Here is a 12,313-nt window from a genome sequence, read left to right as displayed (position 1 = left end):
AGTAAGTTTGGCTATATTAGCGTGTTAGACAAAATAAGTTGCAAAATCTTTTGAGCAAGATCACGAGCTGCACCCTGATTAGTTTCAATCGTATAATGAGCAACTTCACGATATAAAGGATCACGTGTTTTTAACAAATCACGCAATTTTTGTTCAGGGTTTTCAACTTGTAATAGAGGTCTGTTTTTATCGCGATACGTTCGTTGTAATTGAAGTTCCACAGGAGTGTAGAGGTAAACAACAATACCGCGCTGCTTTAGAAACTCACGATTTGGCGCTTGAGTGATGGCACCACCGCCAGTTGCCAATACCAAGGCATTACGAGAAGTCAACTCATTCAAAACGATGGTTTCACGAGTACGAAATCCAATTTCCCCTTCTTTTTCGAAAATCCAAGGAATAGTAGCACCCGTTTTGCGCTCAATTTCATGATCACTATCTAAAAATTCACGCCCCAATAGTTCGGCTAAATGGCGTCCAACGGTTGTTTTTCCTGCCCCCATGGGCCCTACCAAATAAATATTTGGCAGGGTTTCAAACGCTTTGCTTGGCAAGGCGCCACCTATTTCAATTGCTTTCATTGAAAAATATATTAATGATTTCTCACCAAAGTGTCATTAACAATTCGTGGCGTAACGAAAATCAGTAGCTCTTGTTTATCATCAGATTTCACATCTTTTCTAAATAAACGGCCAACTACAGGGAGGTCTCCAAAGAAAGGAACTTTGGTTTGTGAATTAGAAGTTGCCTGTTCAAATACTCCACCCAAAATAACGGTTTCCCCATTATTCACCAATACATTGGTATTAATCTGATTTTTATTCAAAATTAACTCACCATTAGGCGCACTATCGGCAACCGAGTCTTTTGAAATATCCAATTTCATTTGAATTTTACCATCAGGTGTAATACTTGGCGTAACATCCAAACTTAACAGCGCATCTTTAAAAGAAGTTGTGGCAGTTGAGCCGGCAGCAGAATTAGTTGTAGTTTGATATGGAACTTGCTGACCTGTTGCCACTCTAGCTCTTTGTTTATCTGCAGTCATGACTTTTGGTGTTGAAATCACTTCACCATAACCATCTGCCTGCAATGCTGATAACTCTAAATCCAGCATAAAATCAGACATACTAATTAAGCTAAAAGCTATGCTACTGGCTCCGGCTGAGGTAACACCCAAATCAACGTTTAAATTATCTGGCCGTTCAATCGTGTATTTACCTTCATCATCTGGTTCTCTTAAATTCCAAAGCGTCGTATCACTCCCCCCCACCAACAAACTGTTATTACTGTTCACCCCTTGTGATAATATTCCCCACTTAACCCCAAGCTCTTTGGTGAATGAAGTAGATGCTCTTACAATTCGCGCTTCAACCATGACCTGTTTGACTTGCACATCCAACAAATCAATCATTTTACGAATTTGATCAATCGACTGTGCTGTATCATTAATAATTAAGGTATTGGTTCGATCATCTTGAGTAATTGTTCCACGTGGACTCAACAAACTCCCAACGTTATTACCTAAACTATCAACCCCAGTATTTAAATTGGTTGAGGTTGAAGTTCCATCACCAGAAGTGCTTTGCATACCATTATTATTGTTTGAACCTTTTGTTACTAAGCTCATGATATCTTGAGCTCGCGCATATTTAAGTTGAATATACTCAGTTTGCAATGGAGCCAGTTTGACACTCTGTGCCACAGCTTTTGCTTCTTCTTCTTCAGCCTTAATCAACTCTGCAACAGGCGCAACCCAAATGACATTACCATTTCTACGTTTATCCAGATTTTTAGTTTTTAAAATAATATCAAGTGCCTGATCCCACGGAACATCTTTCAAGCGCAAAGTAATATTACCCTGAACACTATCTGCGGCCACCATATTAATGCCCGTAAAATCGGCAAGTAACTGTAGAACCCTACGAACTTCAATATCTTGAAAATCAAGAGAAAGCTTATTACCAGAGTAATTAGGCGTCTTATATAAAGAAGTTACGTTTTTGTCTTGTGGACGCTTTAAGCTAATGGTGAGTTTATTTTCCGCTTGATAGGCCATATATTCATAGCTACCAGTAGATTGGATCGTAATAACGCCATTGCCTTTTTCGTTATAAGATTCGATGGTAGAAACAGGGGTCGCAAAATCGTTCACATTTAAACGTTTAGCTAAATGAGTGGGAATTTTAGAACCCAATGTCCTCACTACGACTTTGCTGCCTTGTTGTTGAACATCAACAGGAGTATTACTTCCCAATAAATCAATAACAATTAACCCTTCACCTTGACCACCACGCTGAAAGCCAATATTTGAAACGCCTTGGGGTTGCATTGTATTTGTTGATAAAGGTTTAATAGCTGCTTGAGCTGAATTAATCTTTAAAATAAAAGTATTGCCTTCTATGCGCGTTGTAAATGCACCCGCCTCTTTTAAATTTACAGTTAAACGTGAGCGCTGATCGTCAGAACTTACATCGACCGAGCTCGCTTCATTTGTACCAATTGCCACTTTTGACTGTGTTAAAGTCTGCTGAGCTTTATTAAAATCCAAAATCAAACGTGAAGGATTTTCAAGTTGATATGCCTGTGGTTGTGGCGGCAAACCATTAAACATAACTCTAATTTCTGTACCCTGACCTGCAATTTGTGTCGGTACAATATTGGTCATGCTGACCTGTGCAGATGCAACTTGCATAACTGCAATGGTTACAGCCCCCATAGAAAACTGACGGAATACGTGATTCATTGTCTGACCTTCCCCAATTAAATAATCTTTAAAAATACTTTTTCTTTGTTATTCCCTAAATTTTAGGGTGCGGGTCCAATTAACACTAAGGTTCTTGGTCTCTCCACATAGCCTTCGCGCCCATCGGGGACAATTTCTACCAGATCAATCTGGGTTGGACCAATATGGGTAATACGCCCTTGATTCATCCCGATATAGTTCCCCACCTGCACTCGCTCAATTTGCTGATCAGGTGATTGGATAAGAGCCAGTACTTGCCCACGGTTATTACGTATGCTTCCTTTCATATTTAAGGATTCTAATGCATAACTTTCTAGAGGCTGAGGTGCACGTGAGAAATTCGGATATACCCGTTTTCCTGCCATAATTTTGAGCTCAGCAGCAAGAGAGCTTGGTAAAAATGGACTCTTTAGCTGATGAGCCGCATAATTAAACTGTGGCACAGGTGTGAAAACAGGTGCTGGATCTATCTGCTGTGGTGGCTGGTTACGTATATCTGCCATTTGCTGATTTACAGCGTCAATTCTCGAGTCACATCCGACTAAAACTAAACATGCCAAAATAGAAAAAGAAATTTGCTTAAGTTTCATTGTAATGCTCCTATTTCGACTGTGTATTAGCAGTAGAGGAAACAGGTGCTACTGAAGCCGAAGCGTTGTTTTCCGGATGTTCAGCATTTTCTACAGCGCCCATATAGCGATAAGTTTTTGCTTTAATAGAATAATTAAGTACAGGAATATCTGACTTACTATCTTTATTAACAGGTGCAGCTTCTACAACAAAGTCATGCATTGTCACAATACGTGGTAATGCCGCAATACTACTGACAAAAGCACCAAAAGCGTGATAATCGCCGGTTGCTTCCATCGTAATAGGCTGTTCAATAAAGATTTCTTGTTTCACTTCATCTTCTAAACGGATATTTTTAAACTTCAGGCCAGAATTCACCCCAGTTAAATTAATATCTTCAACCAAACTTGGAATTTCGGTTTCTTTTGGCAGTTGCTCTAACTGCTGATTAAAGTTTGCTTGCATCTCTTGAAGTTGAAGCTGATATTGCTGCAAGTTACGCAATTTTGAATCTTTTTCTCGAAACTCATTCAACAAATTACTTTCTTGTGCCTGTGCATTATCAATTGCTTGTAGCTTTGGCTGAATAACAACAAAATATCCCAAAGCCAACACAGCAAAGAAAATAAAAACCCAGCAAGTAATTTTCACAGATAATGGCCAGCTACCATAGCTGTTCATATCTAGTGTGTTAAATTGCTGAAGAAATTTTTCTATGGTGATCTTTTTTTTCTTAGATGGAGCTTGTTCTAACGACAACTCATGAAGTTCATCCGGACTCATTTAACCGCCCCCTTATCCGTACTTACAGACGTATTGGCGGTATCATCTGTTGTAGTCACCCCCATTTCGCCCAAATCAACAGTCACAACAAAACTGCCATAGCTATCTTCCACTCGAGGAAGCAGCGAACTCGCAGTCTTATCTTTTTTCTCTTCAGTCGCTAAGAAAGAGTTCATAAAAGCGTTGCGATACCATGGTGATGCTTCGAGATTACGTAATAACTCTGCGACCGTATTTGGACTTTCCGCTTTACCTTCAATGGTAAATTTATCTCCAGTTCGACTAAATTTAGTCAAATACATCGCAGCAGGAGTAACACGTACCAATTCATCTACCAAACGTACAACAACAGGGCGCTGACTTTGCAATCCCTGAATAAGTTTCATACGCTCGATAATAGCGTCACGCTGTTCTTGCAGACCATTTAAGGTTTTAAGTTGTTGATCTAGACTCTGGTTTGTACTGGTGATGAGTTGATTAGCTTGTTCTTGATCATTTAATTTTTGATTCAAATAAAACCACCCAGAAAATACAGTGGTGATCCCCAGAACAACTACCCCAAAACAGAAAATAATAAATTGTTTTTTGCGCTGTTCCCTAAGCCCATCACGCCAAGGGAGTAAATTAATTGTTGCCATTAATCAAAACTCCTTAAAGCCAAGCCACATGCCACCATTAACGATGAGGCATCATTTTCAATTTTTTGAACGTCGACTTGAGGAGAAAAGCCCATTTGTAAAAACGGATTGGCAATGGTCACACGGTAACCAAGTTTTTGCTGCAACAATTTAGCAAGCCCAGGAATATTGGCATTCCCACCAGCGAGTAAAATATGGTCAATTTCATTGAATTGTGATGAAGAGAAGAAAAATTGTAGAGATCGGGCTGCTTGTTGCACTACAGCATCAAGAAATGGCTCTAAGATTTCGATGTCATAATCATCTGGTAAAGAGCGCTCTTTTTTTGCTCGTCCCGCCTCATCTAAAGACAGGCCATAACGACTTTGAATTTCCAAAGTCAGCTGTTTGCCACCAAAAACTTGTTCACGGGTATAAATGATCTTGCCACTTTGCATAACCGATAATGTGGTCATGGTATGGCCGATATCTAAAATACCAATGGTATTTGCACCCATTGGCAAGCTATCAGCAAATACACTAAAAGCACGCTCGACAGCATAACTTTCTACATCAGCAAGCTTAGGAGTTAAGTCCACCAGTTCCAGTACTTCTACTCGTGTTTCAACATTTTCTGTTCTTGTTGCAACTAAAAGTACATTCACACGGTTTGGATTAGGCAGTCGATCTGGTAAAACCTCAAAATCAAGGCTCACTTCATCCAAAGGGAACGGTATATACTGCTCCGCATCTAATCGAATCTGAACTTCTCGTTCATCATCATTCATATCTGCATCCATTTCGATGGTTTTATGAATAACCGTCGATGTTGGAACAGCAATTGCAGCGTTACTGGTTTGGGGATTTGCTAAATTCATCGCCCGTTCCAAAGCTTCTGCAACTGCTTCTGGATTCAAGATATTTTTTTCAACTACACTGTTCTCGGGTAAAGGCATCAAAGCATAGCTTTCTACCCAATATTTACCGTTCTTAACAGAGAGCTCTAACAACTTAACAGAAGTCGAACTAATATCGACACCCATTAACCCCTTATTCGGTTTACGATATAACCTGAGCACACTATTGTCCTATTATTTTTTTATCCCCAAAAAAAATTACAAACCAATAATCTAGGTCTTTATTTTTACACGGATACAATATCTCATCTAACAATCCGCATGTCTAAAGGCTATACTGACCACAATTAGTTTGTATTCGATCTTATTAAAGCTTACTTATCATGAAAAAGCTATCCAGTTTGGGCTTCGTGCGTCCAATTTTTTTGATCATTATTATTATCTTAGTCTCACTTCCGATGGGCTTTTATGGCATGTATCTCTATATCGCCCCATCGCTCCCAGAAATGAGTTCACTAAAAAAAGCTCCGCTTTTAAAACCACTACAGGTCTACACATCAGATAATCAACTGATTGCCGAGTATGGTGGTAAGCTGTCTATTCCGGTTGAATACAAACAAATTCCTCCTGCTTTTATTCATGCATTTTTAGCAGCAGAAGACTCTTCTTTCTTTGAACATAGCGGGATCAGTTTTAAGGGTTTAGGGCGTGCTTTAAGTGAAAGTGTGACTGGCTCTGATGTGCAAACTGGTGGTTCAACCATCACTATGCAGGTTGCAAAGAACTATTATTTGAGTCCAGAAAGAACATTAAAACGCAAAATAACCGAGATCTTTTTGGCTCGAAAAATTGAGCAAAATTTATCTAAAGAAGAAATTCTCAGTCTCTATGTGAATAAAATCTTTTTAGGAAAAAATGCCTATGGTATCGCAGCAGCAGCCAAAATTTATTACAACAAAAGTATTAATGAGCTAAGCATTGCTCAAATGGCAATGATCGCAGGTTTGCCAAAAGCGCCTTCTAAATACAACCCTGTGGTTAATCCAGAGCGTGCACTTGAACGTCGTAACTGGATTTTAGGTCGTATGTTACAGCTGGGTTATATCTCTCAAGCAGAATATCAAAAAGCTGTAGCTGAACCGATCAACCTCAATATGCCCAATCGGGATCTAAATAATATTCATCCTTATGCAGGTGAAATGGTTCGTTCAGAACTCGTAAAACATTTTGGCGAACAAGCAATTGATTCTGGCTATAAAGTCTATACAACCATCAATGCTAAACGCCAAGCGATTGCAGAGAAATCTGTGCAAGATGGTCTTGAAGCTTATGACCGTCGTCATGGCTGGCGCGGTGCGGAAGCACACGACAAACCATTAAGTGAATTTAGAGCATATGCCAACACCTACCCTGCACAAGTTACTAAGGTAAATAGCAGCTCTTTTGAAGCATTAATGCAAGATGGCACAACAGTTACTGTACAGTGGTCAGGTATGTCATGGGCCCGTCCCTATCGCAATGCGAATAGTGTAGGTGGTGCTCCTTCCCGTGCATCTCAAATTGTTCAAGTTAAAGATATTGTTCGCTTACGTCCAAATGAAGCAAAAACAGCATGGTCTTTAGTTCAGATTCCAAAAGTTCAAGGTCAACTCATTGCAATCAATCCTAACGACGGCTCAATTGAAGCAATTGTAGGTGGTTATAATTTCTATCAATCGAAATTTAACCGTGCTTTACAAGGCTGGCGCCAACCGGGTTCAACGATTAAACCTTTTGTCTATGCATTGGCACTAGAGCGCGGTATGACGCCGTACAGTATGGTGAATGATAGTCCTATCACGATTGGTAAGTGGACACCGAGAAACTCAGACGGTCGTTATTTAGGAATGATTCCATTACGCCGTGCGTTGTATTTATCTCGTAACACCGTATCTGTACGTCTTTTACAGACAGTCGGAATTGAACGTACTCGCCAGTTATTTATGGATTTTGGTTTACAAGAAGATCAAATTCCACGTAACTACACCATTGCCTTAGGTACTCCTCAAGTCTTGCCAATTCAAATGGCAACTGGATATTCGACTTTCGCCAATGGCGGCTATCGCATTCAACCGCACTTTATTCAACGTATTGAAGATGCATACGGTAAAGTGATTTATGAAGCTAAACCAGAATATGCATGTATTCCATGTATTAACGCGCCTGACACAACTGATGACGAGCAAAAAACTACGACAACAGATGATGAAGTGATTGAAGTTACCAATAAAGATGTAGAGCAGAAAGAAAAGGCAGCTAAGCAACTTAATCTTAAACAGACTGATAAAGCGAACAGTGAATATCGTCAGGCACAGCGTATTTTAAAATCAAGTTCTGCTTATGACATGGCTAATATTTTACGAGACGTTATTGAACACGGTACAGGCCGTGCCGCGCTTAAAATTGGTCGTAATGACTTAGGCGGTAAAACAGGTACAACCAACGATGCAAAAGACGCATGGTTTGCTGGCTTCAACGGCAAGTTAGTTACTGTGACGTGGGTTGGATTTGACCAACCGACGACACTAGGTCGTCGTGAGTATGGTGGTATTGCTGCATTACCGATCTGGATCAACTTTATGGGTCAAGCATTGGAAGGTACACCATCAGCTTGGGTTCGCCTCGACAAAGATGCTCAAGCACCTATTTCACGTGACAAAAATCAAGCAGTAGTAGAAGTTAGCGATAAGAAAACTTATCGTGCAGCCCCACCATTGGCTCGTCCGCTATATCGTCCAGCACCACCGCAACCGAAGCTCAACAATAACAATGACTTTGCCGACTTACCTGGCGAAGAAATTGTTATTCCATCAAAAGCTGCACCTCCTGCCATGAGACCTTCACAGGAACCTGCGCCTAAGCGAGAAAAAGACGAACTAGAAAATCTGATTAATCAGATTGAATAAATAATAAAAAAGCCATCGTTAGATGGCTTTTTTTACGCTTTAAAAATAGTCTATTAGCTAGCTTCTTTATTACGCTTCTGAAAGACATAAATTTGAAAAGAGGCCGTTGCTTCTAATTGCGACTGCTGCTCTAACTGCAAACGACGTTCGGGAGAAGCTTTATAAGCATAAGGCGTCATAGCAATTAGATTTTTTAAGGCCTGCTGATCAAGCACAAAAGGGGCATCAATAATTTGCTCTTGCTTGAGCTCAAACAAATCTTGCAACTGCTCCACAAACTTTTCTGGCGTGTGAGGATTAACTTGTTCAAATAAAGCTTCACGCATTGCATATAAATGTTCAGAAGCAGGTGTAACAACAATTAAATGGCCATCATTTTTTAAAACACGCGCAATTTCTGCTTGTGGAATCGGGCTAAATAAACTGGTACAAGCATCCATGCTTTGATCAAGCACAGGTAAAGTCGCACCTGTTCCCACGACCCAAGTCACCTCATTATTCAGCTTTGCTGCACGCTGCACCGCATTTTTTGCAATATCAACGCCAACACACTGCTCAACCACTTGCTGCATGGCACTTGTGTAATAGCCTTCACCACACCCAATATCAAGTACAGTTTTTACATCGAGTTGTTTTAATAAAGCGACTACAGCTTGTTGTAAAGGCTGATAATAACCGCCTTGTAAAAAAGCTCGTCTGGCATCGACTGACTCTGGTGTATCTCCCGGATTTTTACTATGTTTATGCTGCACAACATGTAAATTGACATAACCTTGTTTAGCCACATCATAAGCATGCCCTAGTGTACATCGCCAAGTTTTTTCATTTAAATCCAGAGATTGACGACACACAGGACACATTAAAATTTGCTTAGTCACTTTTAATTATTCTCTTGTTCTTTTTGCTGTAAATAAGTCTTTGCCTGCATTCCCACAAATGTACGCCCCGCATTTGTTCCGTTAATCCATTCATCTACCTGAAATAAATCAAATAGACCAACCTTGACTAAAGTGGGAATTGCGATCTTTAATTCCTCTTCAATCTGTCCTCTTTGCCCTGCATTATATAATTCAATATTATGCAACATTGTAGCGACAGTTCCTGTTTGTACCTGACTTCCATCTTTAAGTACGACCTGAGGTAACACCTCACCCTCACCAACCACTTTTTGATTAATTACAGATAATTGGTCTAGACCAGCAACTTTTGTCATTCATCTCTCCAATAAAAAAAGCCAGTAGAACTGGCTTTATATTGACACTAAAATAAGATCTATCGCAATTTTAAAGTCATTAGACCTAAAACTACTAATATAATTGTAATAATCCAAAAACGAATCACAACTTGGGTTTCTTTCCAGCCCTGCTTTTCATAGTGATGATGCAACGGCGCCATTAAGAATACGCGTTTATTACGCATTCGCAACGATCCAATTTGCAAGAAGACAGATACTGCCTCCATTACAAACACACCACCCATAATCGCAAATACGATTTCTTGGCGTACCATGACAGCAATTGTTCCAAGCATCGCCCCTAAAGCTAAAGCGCCAACATCACCCATAAAGATTTGGGCAGGGTGCGCGTTATACCAAAGAAATGCCAAACCTGCGCCAATCATGGCAGAACAGATCACAACAAGCTCAGAGGTATATTTCACATATGGAATATGTAAATAGTTAGCGAAACGGATGTCACCAGACAAGTAAGCAAATACACCTAAGCCTGTAGCTACCATTACAACAGGCATGATCGCCAAGCCATCTAAACCATCGGTTAAGTTAACCGCGTTAGAGGCACCATTAATCACCAGATAGGTAAATACAATAAATGCCAAGCCTAAAGGAACAATTGAGAGTGGAATTGAAAGATTCTTAAAGAAAGGAATCAATAAATCCAGCATATTTGCAGTATGTTCTGCATTAGACTGTTGAGTTGCAATTAAATATAACGCAATACCAGCACCAAGGGAGGCAACAGAAGTCCAGAAAAACTTCTTGCGGGCAGGTAAACCTGCATTGTCTTTATAGCGAATTTTAATCCAGTCGTCTGCCCAACCTACAGCACCAAACACAACCATTACACCAAGCACAATCCAGACATAAGGGTTAGATAAATCAGCCCAGAGTAAAGTACTAATACCAATTGAAAGCAGAATTAAAATCCCGCCCATCGTTGGTGTACCCATCTTTTTAGCATGATTTTCAGGAGCAAATGAACTTACTGCCTGACCGTATTTTAACGCTTGTAATTTACGAATCATGATCGGTCCGAGGACCAAACCAATGGTCAGGGACGTTAATACACTGAGTAAAGAACGTAATGTTAAATAACGAACGACCTGAAACGAACTGTGATAGCCCGCAAGTTGTTCAAACAACCATAACAGCATTTAAAGTTTCTCCATCAAATCAGCCATCAACGTTTCCATATGAGTAAAGCGAGAACCTTTAAACAGGAAACTCATGGACTGGGGTTGATGTGTTTGGATTAGATTGATTAGAAATGGAAGCGCCTCAGCTTGTGTCTGAAATGCTTTCACTTTATTAGAATGAGAGTCTGCACCCTCGACAGCGGCTGAAGCAAACTGCCCAACTGCAATAATATGATCTAAAGGAAGCTGAGCAAGATCATGACCTAAATCGTGATGCTCTTGCCAACTACTATCTCCCAACTCACCAATATCACCCATTACCATCACTTTTATGCCTTGTTGCTGCAACAATACTTGCGCAGCAGCACGCATAGAATTTGGATTGGCGTTGTAAGTATCATCAATAAATAAGTAAGGAGATTTTTGAATAAAGTTTAGACGACCTTTAGCACCCTGCGCTTGCTCTAAGCCTTGAACAATATTTTCAAGTCCAATACCAAGCGCCAAAGCAAAGGCTACAGCCGCAGTGGCATTTTGCACATTATGCTCACCTGCAAAAGGGAGTTTAACGGTACTCGCCCCTTGCGGCGTATGTAGGGTAAAATTTGTTGATTGAGGCAGTAACTCAATATCTGTTGCATAAATATCACCCCCTACACCAAATGTAGAAATGCGATGTGCTTGTGCAGCTTTATGAATTTCAGTGGTAAAGTCATCTTGTTGCGGAACGATTGCAACACCATTTGGTAAAATATGACGATAAATTTCTGATTTAGCGCGGCAAATACCTTCACGCCCGCCAAATTCGCCCAAATGAGCAGTCCCAATATTTAAAATGCCTGCAACATGCGGCTGAACCAACTTAGAAGTATAATCAATTTCACCCTGATGACTTGCACCCAGCTCCATGACAGCAAACTGATGTTCTTTTCTCAGTTCAAGCAACATCATGGGTACACCGAGGTCATTATTTAAATTACCACGGGTGATTAATGTCGGAGCTAAACGCGATAAAATACTACCCAGCATTTCTTTGGTTGTAGTTTTGCCACTACTTCCTGTTAATGCAATCACTTTTAGTTGTGTATTTTGCTCACGACGATAAGCGCCAAGTTGCCCGAGAGCCAAGCGAGTGTCGGCAACAACCAACTGTGCAATATCTACATCTAACGGGCGTTCAACAATTGCGATTTGACAACCATTCGCTGCAACCTGAGCTACAAAGTCGTGCGCATCAAAACGCTCACCCTTAAGTGCTAAAAAAACATCCCCAGTTTCCGCATGACGCGAGTCCGTCAAAATACGTTTAATTTCAGTTTGAGGGATCTGGTCTTTATGCCAGTAGCCCTGTGTTGCCTGTTGTAATTGCTGAGCTGTCCACGGTTCCAAAGGCACGGTACTGGTGGTTGAAGTATGCATAAT

11 protein-coding genes are annotated in these 12,313 nt (G+C 40.4%); 1 reads left to right on the top strand and 10 read right to left on the bottom strand.

The window, feature by feature from the left end:
- Nucleotides 1–11: 11 nt before the first annotated feature.
- The 6 genes from aroK to ACB088_RS17800 all read right to left on the bottom strand — a co-directional run bounded on the left by aroK (nt 12) and on the right by ACB088_RS17800 (nt 5,795).
- Nucleotides 12–581 carry a shikimate kinase AroK gene (gene aroK / locus ACB088_RS17825; RefSeq protein ID WP_003653807.1) on the bottom strand — a complete coding sequence of 190 codons (570 nt, stop codon included), beginning with the start codon at nt 579–581 and terminating at the stop codon, nt 12–14.
- Between the two features lie 11 nt (nt 582–592).
- Nucleotides 593–2,746 carry a type IV pilus secretin PilQ gene (pilQ, locus tag ACB088_RS17820; RefSeq protein WP_375037606.1) on the bottom strand — a complete coding sequence of 718 codons (2,154 nt, stop codon included), beginning with the start codon at nt 2,744–2,746 and terminating at the stop codon, nt 593–595.
- A 62-nt stretch (nt 2,747–2,808) separates the two neighbouring features.
- Complete coding sequence (locus ACB088_RS17815) at nt 2,809–3,336, bottom strand: pilus assembly protein PilP (RefSeq protein ID WP_045433419.1); 528 nt, start codon at nt 3,334–3,336, stop codon at nt 2,809–2,811.
- Between the two features lie 10 nt (nt 3,337–3,346).
- The gene (locus ACB088_RS17810) at nt 3,347–4,099 is read right to left on the bottom strand and encodes a type 4a pilus biogenesis protein PilO (RefSeq protein WP_375037605.1); all 753 of its coding nucleotides are present in this window, start codon (nt 4,097–4,099) and stop codon (nt 3,347–3,349) included.
- Complete coding sequence (locus tag ACB088_RS17805) at nt 4,096–4,737, bottom strand: PilN domain-containing protein (RefSeq protein WP_017390950.1); 642 nt, start codon at nt 4,735–4,737, stop codon at nt 4,096–4,098. The genes ACB088_RS17810 and ACB088_RS17805 overlap by 4 nt, the downstream gene beginning before the upstream one ends.
- Nucleotides 4,737–5,795, bottom strand: a complete 1,059-nt coding sequence (locus ACB088_RS17800) for a pilus assembly protein PilM (RefSeq protein ID WP_199989399.1) — start codon at nt 5,793–5,795, stop codon at nt 4,737–4,739. Before ACB088_RS17800 ends, ACB088_RS17805 begins: the two co-directional genes overlap by 1 nt.
- A 161-nt stretch (nt 5,796–5,956) precedes the next feature.
- On the opposite strand from ACB088_RS17800, the gene ponA reads away from it, so the two are divergent.
- Nucleotides 5,957–8,518 carry a penicillin-binding protein PBP1a gene (ponA, locus tag ACB088_RS17795; protein ID WP_133747411.1) on the top strand — a complete coding sequence of 854 codons (2,562 nt, stop codon included), beginning with the start codon at nt 5,957–5,959 and terminating at the stop codon, nt 8,516–8,518.
- A 53-nt stretch (nt 8,519–8,571) separates the two neighbouring features.
- Here the strand turns inward: ponA and ACB088_RS17790 are convergent, their stop codons facing one another.
- Genes ACB088_RS17790 through murF form a run of 4 tightly spaced genes read right to left on the bottom strand, consistent with a single transcriptional unit; the run spans nt 8,572 to nt 12,310 of the window.
- Nucleotides 8,572–9,396 carry a putative RNA methyltransferase gene (locus ACB088_RS17790; protein ID WP_375037604.1) on the bottom strand — a complete coding sequence of 275 codons (825 nt, stop codon included), beginning with the start codon at nt 9,394–9,396 and terminating at the stop codon, nt 8,572–8,574.
- Nucleotides 9,397–9,398: 2 nt separating this feature from the next.
- On the bottom strand, nt 9,399–9,731 hold the full coding sequence (locus tag ACB088_RS17785; protein ID WP_003653820.1) for a hypothetical protein: 333 nt from the start codon (nt 9,729–9,731) through the stop codon (nt 9,399–9,401).
- A gap of 59 nt (nt 9,732–9,790) precedes the next feature.
- The gene (gene mraY, locus ACB088_RS17780; protein ID WP_003653822.1) at nt 9,791–10,909 is read right to left on the bottom strand and encodes a phospho-N-acetylmuramoyl-pentapeptide-transferase; all 1,119 of its coding nucleotides are present in this window, start codon (nt 10,907–10,909) and stop codon (nt 9,791–9,793) included.
- Complete coding sequence (gene murF / locus ACB088_RS17775) at nt 10,910–12,310, bottom strand: UDP-N-acetylmuramoyl-tripeptide--D-alanyl-D-alanine ligase (RefSeq protein WP_375037603.1); 1,401 nt, start codon at nt 12,308–12,310, stop codon at nt 10,910–10,912. It lies immediately after the preceding gene.
- Between the last annotated feature and the right edge of the window lie 3 nt (nt 12,311–12,313).

The sequence above is a fragment of the Acinetobacter sp. RW6 genome, from assembly GCF_041956835.1.
GTDB lineage: Bacteria > Pseudomonadota > Gammaproteobacteria > Pseudomonadales > Moraxellaceae > Acinetobacter > Acinetobacter calcoaceticus.
This window is presented reverse-complemented; position numbering and strand designations above follow the sequence as displayed.

Bases quoted from the DNA above. Each gene is read 5' to 3' on its own strand.
- aroK (WP_003653807.1), bottom strand. From the start codon at position 581: ATGAAAGCAATTGAAATAGGTGGCGCCTTGCCAAGCAAAGCGTTTGAA.
- pilQ (WP_375037606.1), bottom strand. From the start codon at position 2,746: ATGAATCACGTATTCCGTCAGTTTTCTATGGGGGCTGTAACCATTGCA.
- ACB088_RS17815 (WP_045433419.1), bottom strand. From the start codon at position 3,336: ATGAAACTTAAGCAAATTTCTTTTTCTATTTTGGCATGTTTAGTTTTA.
- ACB088_RS17810 (WP_375037605.1), bottom strand. From the start codon at position 4,099: ATGAGTCCGGATGAACTTCATGAGTTGTCGTTAGAACAAGCTCCATCT.
- ACB088_RS17805 (WP_017390950.1), bottom strand. From the start codon at position 4,737: ATGGCAACAATTAATTTACTCCCTTGGCGTGATGGGCTTAGGGAACAG.
- ponA (WP_133747411.1), top strand. From the start codon at position 5,957: ATGAAAAAGCTATCCAGTTTGGGCTTCGTGCGTCCAATTTTTTTGATC.
- ACB088_RS17785 (WP_003653820.1), bottom strand. From the start codon at position 9,731: ATGACAAAAGTTGCTGGTCTAGACCAATTATCTGTAATTAATCAAAAA.
- mraY (WP_003653822.1), bottom strand. From the start codon at position 10,909: ATGCTGTTATGGTTGTTTGAACAACTTGCGGGCTATCACAGTTCGTTT.
- murF (WP_375037603.1), bottom strand. From the start codon at position 12,310: ATGCATACTTCAACCACCAGTACCGTGCCTTTGGAACCGTGGACAGCT.